Annotated in this window: 8 protein-coding genes; 5 read left to right on the forward strand and 3 right to left on the reverse strand. The window is 51.5% G+C overall.

Annotated elements, in window-relative coordinates; translation table 11 throughout:
* Window positions 1-128: 128 nt before the first annotated feature.
* A complete protein-coding gene (locus tag Pla110_RS01630; RefSeq protein ID WP_144992553.1) occupies window positions 129-1,655 on the forward strand; it encodes an arylsulfatase in 1,527 nt (508 codons plus the stop codon).
* 20 nt (window positions 1,656-1,675) lie between these two features.
* On the opposite strand, the gene cydB is transcribed toward Pla110_RS01630, so the two are convergent.
* Complete coding sequence (gene cydB, locus Pla110_RS01635; protein WP_144999516.1) at window positions 1,676-2,704, reverse strand: cytochrome d ubiquinol oxidase subunit II; 1,029 nt, start codon at window positions 2,702-2,704, stop codon at window positions 1,676-1,678.
* A gap of 46 nt (window positions 2,705-2,750) precedes the next feature.
* Window positions 2,751-4,412 carry a cytochrome ubiquinol oxidase subunit I gene (locus tag Pla110_RS01640; protein ID WP_144992556.1) on the reverse strand — a complete coding sequence of 554 codons (1,662 nt, stop codon included), beginning with the start codon at window positions 4,410-4,412 and terminating at the stop codon, window positions 2,751-2,753.
* 270 nt (window positions 4,413-4,682) lie between these two features.
* Between Pla110_RS01640 and Pla110_RS01645 the strand changes: the two genes are divergently transcribed.
* From Pla110_RS01645 to Pla110_RS01660, 4 genes are all read left to right on the forward strand, one after another.
* Window positions 4,683-5,630 carry a hypothetical protein gene (locus Pla110_RS01645; RefSeq protein WP_144992558.1) on the forward strand — a complete coding sequence of 316 codons (948 nt, stop codon included), beginning with the start codon at window positions 4,683-4,685 and terminating at the stop codon, window positions 5,628-5,630.
* A gap of 476 nt (window positions 5,631-6,106) precedes the next feature.
* Window positions 6,107-7,210, forward strand: a complete 1,104-nt coding sequence (locus tag Pla110_RS01650) for a polysaccharide biosynthesis/export family protein (RefSeq protein WP_197440434.1) — start codon at window positions 6,107-6,109, stop codon at window positions 7,208-7,210.
* 85 nt (window positions 7,211-7,295) lie between these two features.
* Window positions 7,296-9,671: a polysaccharide biosynthesis tyrosine autokinase gene (locus Pla110_RS01655; RefSeq protein ID WP_144992562.1), complete on the forward strand. Its 2,376-nt coding sequence runs from the start codon at window positions 7,296-7,298 to the stop codon at window positions 9,669-9,671.
* Between the two features lie 107 nt (window positions 9,672-9,778).
* Window positions 9,779-12,517 (forward strand): O-antigen ligase family protein, encoded by a 2,739-nt coding sequence (locus tag Pla110_RS01660; RefSeq protein ID WP_144992564.1) that lies wholly within the window; start codon window positions 9,779-9,781, stop codon window positions 12,515-12,517.
* Between the two features lie 180 nt (window positions 12,518-12,697).
* Here Pla110_RS01660 and Pla110_RS01665 read toward each other — a convergent pair whose 3' ends face one another.
* A complete protein-coding gene (locus Pla110_RS01665) occupies window positions 12,698-14,149 on the reverse strand; it encodes a Gfo/Idh/MocA family protein (RefSeq protein ID WP_144992566.1) in 1,452 nt (483 codons plus the stop codon).
* Between the last annotated feature and the right edge of the window lie 142 nt (window positions 14,150-14,291).

The raw sequence follows: 14,291 nt of genomic DNA on the forward strand, positions 1-14,291 counted from the left end.
TTCGCGGTGGACAATTGGGTCTCGCCTGATGCACAATGCAGGGGAATGATCGCCATCATCTGAACTGATCACCCATCGTCGCATCAACATATCATGTTACACTTTTCTTTATCAACAGGAATGACGTTATGCTCCGTCAAACTGTCTGGCTCGTTGCTTTCGGATTCTTCGCCCTGACCTCTTCGCTGTTGGCCGCCGATCAATCCCGTCCGAACATCATCTTGATTATGGCGGACGACATGGGGTACTCCGACATCGGATGTTATGGGGGCGAAATCAATACGCCCCATCTCGATCAGTTGGCGGAGCGGGGTGTTCGATGGACGCAGTTTTATAACAACGCCAAATGCACCACGACGCGTGCGTCATTGCTCACCGGCTTGACCCCTCGGCGGAATAAGACGCTGTTAAACCCGAATATGGTCACCATCGCAGAAGTCCTCCAGTCGGCGGGTTACCGGACTGGCCTCTCCGGTAAATGGCACTTGGGAAGCAAAGAGCCTCATCGTCCTTCGGATCGTGGGTTCGATCATTATTATGGTTTACTGGATGGCGCCTGTAATTTCTTCGATCCCTATTATCCCGATCCCCCCTTCAAAGGAGGTCGTCGACGTGTCTTCGCCGAGGATGATGAAATCATCACGGAATTTCCGGAAGGGTATTATACGACGAACGCCTTCACCGACGATGCCGTTGAGTTCGTCAAAGAGAGTGCCCAGCAGCCTGATCCCTTCTTTCTGCATGTCTGTTACACGGCCCCTCACTATCCACTGCATGCACCCGAAGAAGATGTCATCCCCTACCTTGGGAAATATAAACAGGGTTGGGAGCAGTTGCGGGCGGAACGCTATCAACGTCAGTTAGATATGGGTTTACTGGCCGAACCTTGGGAACTCCCAGCAGCCAACCGGGAAGTGATTCCATGGGAGGAAGCGATTGACCACGACTGGCAGGATCGCCGGATGGCTGTATACGCCGCGATGATTGAAATTATGGACCGTGGAATTGGTCGCATATTGACGACGATAAAAGAACAGAAGATCGAAGAGAATACCATCGTGATGTTCCTCTCGGACAACGGGGGTTGTGCCGAGATTCCGGGAGGTGAAGACCCTACCGCCAAACCAGGGGTTATCGAGACCTACACTACTTGTGGCCCCGGTTGGGCCTACGCTTCTAACACACCCTTTCGCCGGTATAAACAGTGGGTTCATGAAGGGGGCATCTCCACACCCTTCATCGTGCATTGGCCCGGACACATTGAAGGAGGAACCTACAACCGCAATGTCGGGCACATTATCGACCTTCTCCCTACCTGCGTCGAACTCGCCGGGACGACTTATCCCGAGACTTTTCGTGATGAGAAAATCGATCCAGTCGAAGGAGTCAGTCTGTTAAAGGCAATGCAGTCGGACCAACCACAGTCGGAGTTAAACGATCGGACGTTATATTGGGAGTGGAGTGGCAGCCGGGCGATACGAACTGGCGACTGGAAACTTTCCTGGGACCGAGGCATAAAAGAGTGGGAACTGTATCACATCACGAAAGATCGTACGGAGTTACATGATCTGGCAGCTGAGCACCCCGACCGGGTCGAACAGATGAGCCAGGACTGGCTGGCCTGGGCCAAGCGGACGCATGTGAAATCGAAGTGATCCTTCGGTTCCCTGAATTCTTAATAGCTCGTCTCTTCCAGTTTGACTTTCCCATGGAAGGTCCAGTAAATAACGGCGCTATAGGCCATAACGCACGGCATACCGATGATGGCAATCAACAGCATAATGCCTAAAGTTTTCTCGCTGCTGGCTGCGTTGAGAATGGTCAAACTGTAGGAGGCATCGTTACTGGCAGGAACCAGAAACGGGAAGATCGCCGTGATAAACAGCACCACAAAGGCGGCGATGACACAACTGCTGCTGAGAAACGCATGGCCTTCACTCCCTTTGCTGATCGCTCGGGGAATATTGAGTACGGCGAGGGCGTTCAGAATCGGGACGACCCATAACAGCGGGTAGGCATGTAAGGTCTCCACTGCGCGGGGAACGGTTAACGTAGTCCAAACTGTCATGATGACAAACAAAACGGCAAACACGTAGAACATCCGCCACATCACTCGCCGCATTCGTTGTTGAAGTTCGCCCTCTGTCTTCAGGTATAAAAAGATTGAACCGTGCAATGCGAATGCGAAGACCCCCAATAGTCCCACCGCCAGCGAGTACGGGTTCAACAGCATCCAGAACGTACCGATGTATTCGTGATGAGCATCCAGCGGGACGCCCAGCATCATGTTGCCCACGGCCACGCCAAAGAGGAATGTCGCGAGGAGCGATCCCAGAAAGAACGCCAAATCCCACACCTGACGCCAGGCAGGCGATTTGACTTTCCCTCTGAATTCCAGACTGACGGCACGCAGGATGAGGGCCAGCAGCAACATCATCAGCGGTAGATAAAATCCACTGAAGACTGTCGCATACGCTTCCGGGAACGCGGCGAATAAAGCTCCTCCGAATGTGACCAGCCAGACTTCATTCCCATCCCAGATTGGACCGATGCTGTTCATGACAAGCCGTCGTTCTTTATCCGTCTTGGCAACAAATGGATGCAGAATTCCAACACCCAAGTCGAAACCATCCAGAATCGCATAACCTGTCAGCAGCACGGCTAACAGCAAAAACCAGATGAATGCCAGGCCTTCCCGACTGATGAAGGAAAAGAGCCCTTCGGCGAACAGGGGGATATCGAATAACAAATCAGTCATGTTGCTCTCCTCGGTCGGTCGATTCCGTCGGGTCGTCCCAAAGGCCGGCATCCGCCAGACCAAGTCGATCATGTTCTCCACCGACCTGGAATATGCTCTCGGATTGATTTTTGGCAAATCCATCTTCTGGAGGTTCAGGACCATGTTGGATCTTCTTGTTTAAGATGAATATCCAGACAGATCCCAGCAGTAAATAGATCAGCAGGAACATTACGATTGAGGCGGCCACCTGTTCTGCTGCAACGGCTTTACTGACTCCGTCGGTCGTGCTGAGACCCGCGTACCGTTCATAAATTGATCCGTCCGGCAAGGCGGCGGATACTTTTTCGTATTGAAGAAATCCATCTTCGTCGAACACAGGTTGATTGTCGGTATCGGTGACAATCGGAGGATGAACGATCCACGGTTGCCGTCCAACTTCCGCCGCGACCCAGCCTACCTGATTCGCAATCACCGCCAGCAGGACACTCACACAATAGGCCCACATTACCCAGCGTTTCTTAAATAAGGTCCCTCGCCACAACAGATAATAACTGTAAAGAGTCAAGGCAATAAAGAATGTTCCGATCCCCACCATGAGTCGCCACGAGATGAATGGGATCCACAACGGAGGTCGATGTTCGGGTCGAATTTTGTCCAGACCGATCACCGGTTCAGTGAAACTGGTGTCGTCATGCACCATAAAACTGAGTGCGCCCGGGATGGCGATGCGCATATGAATCGTCTCTGCTTCTGCATCCGGTATCCCAAACAGAGTCAGGTCTGCTGGCCCCTCGCTTTCAAAGTGTCCTTCGAACGTGGCCAGCTTGGCGGGTTGATAGTGGTAGACGTTTTGTGCCTGTTGATGTCCATTGAAAGCGATCAAAATACTGCTGATCGTCGCCAGAAAAAGCGCTCCACCAAAACTTCGTTTGGCAAACTCGACGTGCTTACCTTTGAGAATATACCAGGAGCAGATGCTCAGAATGAAAAACGAACCCATAATGAAGCAACCGAGCAGTACATGGGAAAGCCGATAGCCGGTGGAAGGATTCAACACCATCGCCCAGAAATCGGTCACTTCAGCCCGCATGACGGGAACACCATCGATGATCCAGGGTTTGGTGATCAAGACCCCGTTCTCGTCGAAGGTACGCTGTCCGTGCTCGTTCAAGACCTCGCGAGTCATCGGGACAATATGGCTTCCGGCGGGAGTCTGTTGCCACGAATTCGCAATGACGATCCAGACACTGGAGAAAATGCTCCCAAACGAAACCATACAGGTAGAGAAGAAGTGCATCTTCGGACCGACCCGATTCCAGCCGAAGATGAGCACGGCCAGAAAGCCCGATTCCAGGAAGAAGGCAAAAATGCCCTCAGCTGCAAGCGCTGATCCAAAGACGTCCCCCACGAATCGTGAATAAGTCGCCCAGTTCGTGCCAAACTGGAATTCCATGACGATTCCCGAAGCGACGCCGATCGCGAAGTTGAGTCCGAATATCCTCGTCCAGAATTTTTGCGCCTGCCGATAGGCGGGATCGCGCGTCTTCAGATACATTCCGCCGAGATACACCAGTACCACGCCCATCCCGATCGTGAGCGGGGGAAACAGGTAATGGAACATGATCGTCAGCGCAAACTGAATGCGGGAGAGTAGTACCAGGTCGAGTTCCATAACCGCAAAATCCTATCAGCCAAAAACGATCGGACGAAAAGTCTAATGTATGCTTTATCATTGTCGCGGATTGTCTGTTACAGTCAGCATACATAAAAACCATTAAAGGTGAGTTATCAAAATTAGGAATTACTCGCTGGGTAATCTCGGAATTGAATCTGGGCCACTGCCGGGATACAACAGAGTCAGTCCGGTATTGATCAACGTTGCTTTATTCGTAGTCATTTATTTAAGCCGTCGTTTCCCTCTTAGATTGAGAGACCAGGTTCCTTGGGTATCATCATTGGCATGGATGAAGCTGGCTACGGGCCCAATTTGGGGCCTCTGGTTATTTCGGTCGTCGGTTGGAAATCCGTGGCTTCACCGCGTGAGACCGACTTCTGGACTCTGTTTGAACCCATCGTCACTCAGAAATTCAAACGGAATGAGACCCGCGTGCATGTGGGAGACTCCAAAGCGGTGTACACACCGGGGCGAGGAGTGAAGCAACTCGAACGATCCGTACTCTCATTTTTGGGACTGGTTGGCCAATTTCCCAGTTCGTTTCGCCAACTCATCGAATTCGTCTCTCCGCATACGCTCGATGAGTTTGCCCTCGAACCTTGGTTCGCCAACAGCGATCTCGAACTGCCGCTGAAAAATGAAGCGGTTGAAATTGAACAGACTGCCCATCGTTGGCGAACGTTATGTGAAGAATGTCAGCTCGAACCCCTCCTCATGCGTTCCGATGTCGTCGGCACTGTCCGTTTCAACCAGGAAGTTGAGCGTCATCAGAGTAAAGGAGTCGTCCTTTCAGAGGCGACAATCAGCCTGCTCCAAAAAGTTTGGGAACCCGTGCGGCAGGAGACCTGTTGGATCGTGGGGGACAAACATGGCGGACGTAATCGATATGACGATCTGTTGGGGCCTCTCGCCGGGGATTCGATGATCCTCCGTCGCGAAGAGGGGACCCAGCGAAGCGAGTATCGGATTGATCAGACCGACATCCGATTCCAAACCAAGGCGGAGTCGCACTTTTCAGTCGCCTTGGCCTCGATGATTTCCAAGTACGTGCGGGAAGTCTCAATGGAAGTGTTCAACCGCTATTGGCAAACCCATCGCCCCGACCTCAAACCGACCAAAGGTTACCCGACCGATGCCCGTCGCTTTCAGACAGAGGTAGCCGATCTCCAACGTGAACTCGGCATCAGCGACGAATGTTTCTGGCGAGCCCGGTAGGTTGGGAGGATCAGGAGGCTCGGTGGTCTGCGTTCGCCCAAACCTGCGATGTAGACGTTGAAAAAGGCTGCTGTTTCTCTACTTCGGCCGTCTCATGCCTTTAAAACAGGTGATTTCGAACTTGTTTATGCGCTTTGATTTACGTCCAGTCAATCGGAACCCGGTTGCTTCTTGGAGGAGCGAGCTCCCTGCCGTAAAGCGGTATTGACGCACTTTAGCTTATTTCCTACTTTTCCGGCCCAAATTGTAAAATTTATTCACAGGGGGGCCTTCCGCAGTACCCAATCCGGGTGGATCGCAATAACAGTCCGTGCGAACTGCTGAAGCTATTTAATCAGTTGGTCTGATAATAAAAATCTCCCGTCGGAAACAAGCTGAAGCGGCCGTTCTTCCTAATGATACGACCTGATCAGAGACTAAAAATAAACCACTCTAATCCGCTCCTGGTTGCCTGTTCAAACCGGGGGATGGCTGCGGTGTCGTTGCTGCTTGGTAGCTTTCTGCTATTTTGCATGGCAGGGTGTAGCACTCTCCCCATGTTTACCGGCGAGAAAATCTATCGCCCCCATAACATGCCGATAGCATTGCACGCACCCACTCAGAAAAACGCGCATACCGTCGACCTTTCGGAATTCGCTGTTGGCTCCGTTAGCAGTGAGCAGATTGATTCCGGCGATATTATTACCGTCAGTATCGCTTCTGGACTCGATAAAACGGATACCGTGGACATCAATTCGCGTGTCGACGAAAGCGGAAATGTGGACATCCCCATTATCGGACAGGTACCCGTGGCTGGGATGGAATTGATCGATGCCGAAGCAGCAATCGCTGCTGTGGCGATACAGCGTCGCATCTTCAAGAGTCCCCACATCACCGTCACGATGAAGCAACAGCGTGAAAACAAAGTGACTGTCATCGGAGCCGTCGTCAATCAGGGCGATTACAAGTTGCCCCGTGGCAAGTCCGACTTACTCGCGGCTCTCGTCGCGGCAGGCGGGTTGTCCCTGGATGCTGGAACGACGGTTGAAATTCGGAATGTCAGCGACACCGATCCTTCCGCGACTCCTCCCCGGCTATTGGCTGAAAACAGCGACGTTGAAGCAGGGCTAGTTCCCGCTGGACACGTCAAACCAGTCTCTCAGCAATCAGAAAAATTCACTATCGATCTGGTCTCCTCCAGTCGCGAAGAAACACAGAAATACAAATTGGGCGATGGAGCGGTCGTCCGGGTTGAAAAACGCGATCCGAAACCGTTCCACGTCATGGGACTCGTTCACAAGCCCGGCCCACAGGACTACCCCGTTTCCAAACCGATCAAAACTTTGGAAGCAGTTGCTCTTGCAGGCGGAATTTCCAACCCGGTCGCCGACAAAATCTATGTGATCCGTCAGCTTGAAGGTAGCGAAAAACCAGCTGTTATTCAGGTCAGCATGGCTCGTGCGAAACGAGATGGCCAGTGGAACATTGAACTTGCTCCTGGTGATATTGTGAGTGTCGAACAAACACCCGCGACTGTATTAATTGAAGCTCTGCGTGTCCTGCCCTTCGGAGTCAGTGCCTCCCTGGGAACCTTCTTGTAACGAGACTCACTTCGACTGTCGCCACCAACTCCGGCCCGGTCAACCGCCAGTATGATTGATTCCTTCTCCCCTTGGATTGCCATTCATGAACCCGTATCTCGATCAGTCCAATTCAAATGAGAGCAGCAATCACGATAATTCTACTTCGGCGATGATGGCCCGTGTGATGCGTTTTTTACGTGTCATTATGCTGCGAAAAAAAATCATCGTCGTCTGCGTGATACTCTCGTCGGTCGCGGGCGCCTATCGGTACTCGACACAGATACCGATGTTTCAGTCTACCGCCCAGCTCTTAATTCTGAGTAACGGTGGATTCCAGACAGATGATGTCAGTGGCCAGTCCCTGTTGAAAAACCAGATGCCGACGTACACCCGGCTGCTCTCCAGCGACCGCGTATTGGAAACTGCAGCGTCTCATTTACCTCCCGAACATCAGGTCGATGTCTCCGGCAATCCAATGGAAATGCAGGTCAAAATTCTGCGCAGTCAACTCAGTACGTCCGTATCACCACAGACGAATCTGATTGATATTCGGTTCACATCGCAATCGCCCGAGACTGCGGCTTACACCATTGACCAGGTCATCATGGCGTATCTCAAATTTATGGAAGAGACACACCAGAACGGAACGCAGAATCTCCTGAAACTGTTGACCGAAGACCAGACTAAGATGGAAAACCAATATCAGGAGAATGCCAATCAACTGATTGAGTTACAACGCCGATCCGACTTGCTGCTGAATAGTGGAAGCGAGACGGTCAGCTTAGTCGGCCAGCGGATTCTTTCGCTACAGACCGCCTATACGGAAGCGCAAAACCAGATGATCAAGTTGGAGTCATTGATCAAGGTGTTGAAACAAGCGATCGAAAAAGGAAGTAACGCTCAACAGTATGCCGAAGAAATTCTCGGCCCGGGTCCTGTCGGAAACGAACTGCTCAGTCAGGAAATGGGGCTGCAGGATCGCCTGATTGTCAGTCGATTGCAGGATCAACTTAAAGTGGATCAGGCCGAGTTGAAAAGTAAACTGACTACGCTCGACTATAACCATCCAGATGTAATGGTTCTCACCAACCGAATTCAGTCGGCTGAAGATGCACTTCAACAACGATTGCAGAGTAATCAAAGTAGTTATCATGTTCAGCAGAATCGACGCCAGGCCCAACGCTTGCTTGAAATCGCCGAGCAGAAACTGGTTCAGTACGAGGAACGATACAGAGCTCTGAAAGAGAGCTACCTGTCCGAAGAGGAAAAAGGCCGTGAGTCAACATTAGTCATGTTGAAGATCAAACAACTTGAAACTCATCAAACGAGAATCATGGCTCAGCATGATACATTGCTCCAGAAAATTCGAGAAGTCGACCTGGATGACCGGGCAAGCGTACTCGCCAAGACCGTGAAAAAACCGGAAATCTCACGATATCCCATTTCGCCAAATAAAATTCGCACGGCGATGTTCAGCCTGATTCTGGGAATCGCAATGGGCATCGGTGTGATTGTCGTTTTGGAAGCGCTTGACGATCGATTCCGATCGCCGGATGAAATTAAATACCACCTCAATCTTCCCGTGCTCGCAATGGTGCGGAAGATGGAAGAAACTACAGGATACGCCATTGATGCCGTTCAAACGCATGTGAATCCCAACAGCGTAGAGTCGGAAGCATTCCGAACGTTGCGAACGGCAATCAGCTTCAGTTCGCACGAAAGCCGGCGACTGCTCGTGACCAGTACCGAAAAGTCCGACGGTAAAACAACAGTGATGGCTAATCTGGCGGTTGCCTTCGCACAGTCCAACAAGAAAACACTCATTGTCGATACCGACATGCGGCGTCCCGGGATGACCAATCTGCTCGAACTGCGGAAAGAGGAAGGCCTCTCCAAGTTACTTCGAAGCGAAGAGCCGGTAGATCAATGTGCGGTGGAACTGATCCAACCTAGCGGTTCACCGAACCTCGATATACTTCCGTCCGGTAGCCGACCAGTCAATCCTTCGGAACTGTTATCGTCGAATCGTCTGTCCGATTTTCTGTCCTGGGCCGAGACTGTCTACGATCAAATCATTATTGATGCGCCACCGATTCTGGCTGTTTCCGATGCTGGAATCGTCGGTCGTCTCGTTGACACACTTGTTCTGGTGATGCGACCGGACAAAAATCGCCGTGGATTAGTCTATCGATCTGTTGAAACATTACAGATGTTTGGAATTCATATCTCCGGTATCGTCGTGAACCATCTGACGCCGGACCAGGGCAGTGACTACTACGGCTATGGTTACGGATACGGGTACAGCGAAGACTATGGCCATGAAGAGTCTACTGGCGAAGATGGCTACGACGAAGATGGTTACGGCGATGGAAACTACCAGAAAGAACCGGCAATTTTGGGTTACACCAGTCCAGACAGTGGTCAGGACGCAGGGTATGAAGACGATGATTACGAAACCAACCCGTATCAGGCTGCTTGAAATGCCAGAAGGATCGAACCACTCAAGTCTTATCCACCCGCAAGAGATACTCCCGCTGAAGTCATCATGGCTGAGGCGCACGAAAGGCTGACAGGGAAACGAGTTTCATGTCTTCCACGAGCCCCCCGAAAATAAAAAAGAAACGGACGTTGAAATCGCCTCTACAACAGCATCTGTTGCAGGGAACTGATCTGGGAATTCTCTCGGCGATTTTTCTCGTTCCGCTCTTTCTGGGAGGTCGACTGGGAGCGGGGCAATTGGCTCTGTTCTCAACGGCGGGTGTCATGGCACTCTGCTGGTTAACATTTCAGTCGCTGGATGAATCACCCAAATATCGCGTTACTCGATTCGAGCCTATTCTTATTCTGGCTGCGCTGCTGCTCTGGTTCCAATGTGCTGCTCTTCCTCCGGATTGGATCGCGATGCTCTCACCGCATATTGGTGAGACACTTTCTCTCTGGCAGGGAAATCCTGAGGCGACTTACGATCTGGGCGGTTGGTCTTCGATCTCGCTCACCCCGGCTGCCACTCGACAGGGACTGCTGTTTCTGATCGCATATACTTTGTTGTTTATTGTGACCACGCAGCGATTGCGTCACGTCGATGATATCGAAAAAGTCTTCCGCTGGATGGCTCTGGCCTCTCTGGGAATGGCGACTATTGGACTGGCACAATACTTCTTCGGGAACGGTAGATTCCTATGGTCGTACGCTCATCCTACGATTACTACAGATGGTTCGGCGAAGGGAAGTTTTACGAACGGGAACCACTTCGCTCACTTTCTAATGCTGGGAGCAGGACCACTACTCTGGTGGATCATGAAGGAGTCGGTGGCAGAAACGGAAACCCGCACTCATCGTTCCCGACGTAAAGAGTTTCAATATCAAAATGAACGCCCCTTTTTGGCTTGGACACTCATGGCTGGAATGGGGGTCGTGATTTTTGCAGTCCTGATGGGTCTCACCCGCGGTGGAGCATTGGCCCTCGCGATCTCACTTTCAGTTTGTGTATTGGTCTGTTGGAGCCGTGGTTTCATTTCCGCGAGATTACTCGGGGGACTTACGCTCGGTGGAGTTCTGGCGGGCGGAGCGCTTTCCTTATACGGCTTGGAAGAAGTTTCCACGAACCTGAATGACTGGGAAGTCGATCGTTGGTTGATCTGGGAAGCGAACCTGAAAATCGCCAACGATTATCCGATCCTCGGAACAGGACTAGGTAGCCATTTCCAGAGTTATCGCAGCTATCTGAATACACCTCTATTTGAGTCCCGTTTTTCCCATGCGGAAAGTGGTTATCTTCAAGTGCTCTCAGAAACGGGAATCGTCGGCCTGAGTTTGCTTTCTCTAGCGATGCTCTTCCCGCTTTACTGGTGCTTACGCGGTTTGCAGTTTTCGGAAACTCGGCAGGAAGTCATTCTGTTTGCCGCGCTGATGGGTAGCTTTGTTGCTAACTATTTACATGCGATCGTCGACTTTGTCTGGTGGGTTCCGGCCTGCATGACCTTACTCCTCATTCAGGCAGCTTGTGCTTGCCGGCTGTACCAAATCACACGGCGACGACACGAGTCGCGCAAAGCAGAGGAACCAGTTGTTCATTTTCCCAGATTGATTGTCTGGGGTTTAACCTCCTTTGCAGCTCTGTTGTGTGGCTGGTTAGTCCAGGAATCGGTAGGCGTATGGCGGGGAGAACAGGAGTTTCAAGCGTTTCAGCGTAAGGCTCTCATCAACGTGGAGGCCGATGACTCGATGGGGGCTTCGGTCGGATCGAGTTACGCCCGTGCAGAAAACACAGACAATGGTTTCTCTCCTGAAGAACGACAGGCTTATGCACAGCGACAGGTGGTGGAGCAGGTTAGCCTTTTGATTCATGCATCCCTGAAGAATCCACAGGATGCGGAACTTCGGTACCGAGTCGCGGAAGGTTACCTGATCTACTTCGAACTACTTCAGTCGAAAAGTGATAATCCGATGAGTACTCCGCAGATTCGAGATGCCGTCTTTGCGTCTGAATTTGAGAATGTGGATGACATGCAAGACTGGTTAAAGCGGGCATTTGGAAACAATGTACAATTCCTCTTTGCCGCATTCCAACATACCAAAGCAGCAATTAAATTATGTCCGCTTCAGGGGGACGCCTATCTCCAACTTTCACAGTTAGCTTTTCTTGATGGGGCCGGCCCTGATTCGGTTGAACGGTGCTTGCAGCAAGCTCAACAAGTGCGACCGTACGACGCAGATGTCCTGTTTGAATTGGGCCGTTTCGAATGGAGTCAAATGCAGTACGATGAGGCTCTCGAATATTGGAAGCAGGCATTCCATCAAGAGATTCGAACACAGAAAAGAATCATTCGGCTGGTTGCCGGTCCTTTAGGCCCTGCGAAGTTTCTGAAAATATTTGAACCAGATTGGCAAGCACTGAGACGTATTGTGCAGCAATATCGATTACTGAAAGACGAGTCCGCACTAAAAGAAATTCTACCCTTGTATGCCGAACGTGCTATTCAGGAGGCTGGAAGAGAAAATAACCCGGAACCTGTCCGGGCTTGGATGCAAGCGGCAGTGGCTTATCAGGAACTGGGTCAATCAGTGAATGCAGAGCGTTGCCTGGTTGCGGCGTTGAAGCGTTATCCCAACGAGTATCAACTGCATGAAACTTATGGAAAATTACTCTACACGATGAACCGGATGGAAGAGTCCGAGAAGGAACTTCGCTGGTGCCTGACTTATCAACCAGATGATGTCGGTTTGCGAAAGCGGTATGAATTGGCTCAGCATAAACGCCTGCAAAGCAAGTCTCCAATTCGCTTAACCTCCGGACAACCATCGGAGTCGGGGACGCCGCAGTAGCCGCGTCAGTTTCTGTGAATGCAGAGAGACTACTGGCTGAATCGCTTCCGGCTTTAACAGCAAATAAAAAACCCGCCATCCCGAAGCACGGGAGGCGGGTTTTCTTTTTAGTCGTATCAGTTACCACGGCAGTCGTGGTAGCGGCAATGATCGCCCATCGATAAGAGCTAGACTTATCGCTTAGACATTCTCAGCGCTGGGAACCTCGAATCCTTTACGGTATTCGCGGGTCAGCATGGGGCTGGCTTGCTCAGCCATCTCGCCGGTGAACTCTTCGCCTTCCAGCTTGAGTGTCGGTCCGAGAGAGATCTCAGTGCTTTCGCCTTCGAGACCATTGTTTTTCAGGTGCTGAGTGAATCGACCCAGTGTTTCCTGATATTCGTCGTTGTCACCGAGTTTTTCACCCACTTCAGCAACAGTCATTTTCTCACCGAGACGGTAAGAGATATTACCAAGGTGACAGAGAGCACTCGAGTAGTGACCTTCTTCGATGTCAGCGTTCAGGATGGTATGATCGTTGGCGCGAACGGCGTCGATGAAGTTCTGGAAGTGGTTACCTCCACCAGTGAACTTCTCAGTGACTTGACCGTCCAGATCGTAAGCAACCGCGCTGCTATAGCTCGGCTGAACGACATAACCTTCTGAACCGTAGTAGATCACGCCGACGCGGGTGTCCATGTACAATTCGGTTTCGAGTCCACGGACTTCGAAGATCAGTTGTTTGTCACCGTAGTTGTGAACACTGACCTGAGTGTTGGCGACATCACCGGCATCTTCGTAACCGAGTCGTCCACCGTAAGAGAGAACGCTGTCACCAATACCGGAGACTCCCAGACCCCAGCGAGCGAGGTCCATCTGGTGAATACCCTGGTTGCCCAGGTCACCGTTACCGTACAGGAACTGCCAGTGCCAATCGTAGTGGAACTGAGGACGTGTCAGTTCCTCCATGGGAGCAGGGCCGGTCCACAGGTCGTAGTCGACGGTTTCGGGCACATCGTAGTTGCCTTTAGGACCGATAGATTTACGACGTTTGTAGCAAAGGCCACGGGCTTTGCTGATCGTTCCGACTCCACCCTGATGCATGAAGTCCATGACATCGAGGGTCCCTTTCATGGAGCGAGACTGAGTTCCGGTCTGCACGATCTTCCCATGCTTACGGGCGGCATCGACAATACGACGACCTTCGCTCACATTGTGGCTGACTGGTTTTTCAACATAAACATGTTTGCCAGCTTGAACGGCCCAGATAGCTGCCAGGGCATGCCAGTGGTTAGGAGTCGCGATACTGACGATATCGATTGCCTGATCTTCGTAACATTTTCGCAGGTCAGTGTAGACGGCGGGACGTTTGCCAGTTTTCTTGGCAATTTCATCGGCACGCTGATTCAAGTATTTCTCATCTGGATCAACAAGGGCGACGACTTCGCTGTCGGGGGAACCGGTGAAGCCACTGATGTGTGACTGACCTCGGCCTTTAACACCAACTACGGCGACCGCATATTTTTCGTTCGGTCCTTTTTCCTGTTTGTTGGCAGCCATCAGGGGCTGAGAAAGTGCGGAACTGGCGGCGTAAGCAGCTGCCGTGGCGAACATCGAGTTTTCCAGAAACTCGCGACGTGATTGTTTCGTCATGTTAATCGTTCTCTACTTTTTAGAGGCCAAGGAATTATCCCGGGACACGCTGTAGTCTCAGCGCATCCGACTGGCGACAATCGGTTATGGTCAAATTACTGAATACAGAAGCATCCAGTTTACACGCACGAACCGATCAAAA

This window comes from Polystyrenella longa (genome assembly GCF_007750395.1).
Lineage (GTDB): Bacteria > Planctomycetota > Planctomycetia > Planctomycetales > Planctomycetaceae > Polystyrenella > Polystyrenella longa.